Genomic DNA, 1,181 nt, shown 5'->3' with positions numbered 1-1,181 from the left:
AGTGGGCGATATTCTCCGTCCCTGAGCGTCGTCTGGATTTCGTCCACGAATCGTTCTTCGCCGATGACTTCCACGATGTGGTCAATGGTCATTCCATCCACCCCACCGCTTCCACCGTTTCCTTTGACCCTCTTCCACGCTTCCCATAGGATGTCGCTGCGGTGCACCTTGTCGTATAACGCATGAAATCGCCGCCGCGGATTTTCCTTGGCTGCAAGGCTTAGTGCTTGTTGGAATTGTTGAGCGTTTACTTTGGTGTCGTTAGCAGGTTTAGCTGCATTCACTGACTCTTACCTCCTCCAAGTACATGAACAAAGCAGGGGCTCTTCCCTCCGTGAGGTTTTGTTGTCCTCACTTCATCGGTATTACTGCCCCCTCCGACTCCCTTCCCGCAGCTCGCCACTTCACCTTTCGGGCTTATAGGTTTGCTCCTTACGAAAAAAAATATCGTGCGGGGGAGGGTCTCCCTAGTTCCAGACACAACTTTCTCGGCATGCCGTTCCCCATACACCGGAGAGTTCTTCCGCGCTGCGCTTCCAAGGGCTTCACGCGTTCCATGACCTTCGCCCACATGTCCGGGGCTCGGCTCTCTCTTGTCCCTTTCGGATCTTTTTTGACGATGCGGCAGGATTCACTTCATGTTACGGCCTGTCGATTTGCTCGCACTCCGCAGAGTTACTTTGTCACGGGGCTTCAACCTTAGGATCTCTCCACCCGTTGCCCGTCAGCTACGAGGCGACTTGGCTCTTACCTCGACCGGACTTTCACCGGCTAGTTGTGCCTAGCTTGGCTAGGCGCGCGACATAAACAAAAAAACCACCTTCCGAAGAAGGTGGTTCTCTCTTGCTGCTCTTGGCCTGGCGACGTCCTACTCTCCCAGGACCCTGCGGTCCAAGTACCATTGGCGCTGGAGGGCTTAACGGTCGTGTTCGAGATGGGTACGCGTGGGACCCCTCCGCCATTACCACCAGACCTACTGTTTGGCTGTTGCCATACAGCTTTGCAGCTTCACAGAGCTTGCGCCCTGAAAACCGGATGCGAAACGAATATGCGCTAGAAATGCTCTTACCTGTGCGGCTTGCCGTTTGTTCCCCGTAAGGAACAGTAGGATAAGCCCTCGACCGATTAGTACTCGTCAGCTGCACGCATTGCTGCGCTTCCACCCCGAGCCTATCAACCTC

Annotated in this window: 1 rRNA gene and 1 pseudogene; both read right to left on the bottom strand. The window is 54.9% G+C overall.

Annotated elements, in window-relative coordinates:
• Positions 1-284 (bottom strand): annotated as a pseudogene (locus ACFSR7_RS30655) (group II intron reverse transcriptase/maturase); the annotation flags it as partial.
• 571 nt (positions 285-855) lie between these two features.
• Positions 856-972, bottom strand: a 5S ribosomal RNA gene (gene rrf / locus ACFSR7_RS30650).
• Positions 973-1,181: the final 209 nt, after the last annotated feature.

It is taken from the genome of Cohnella sp. GCM10020058, from assembly GCF_042683485.1.
GTDB lineage: Bacteria > Bacillota > Bacilli > Paenibacillales > Paenibacillaceae > Cohnella.
The sequence above is the reverse complement of the archived record's forward strand: the minus strand, read 5'-3'. Positions and strand labels throughout refer to the sequence as shown.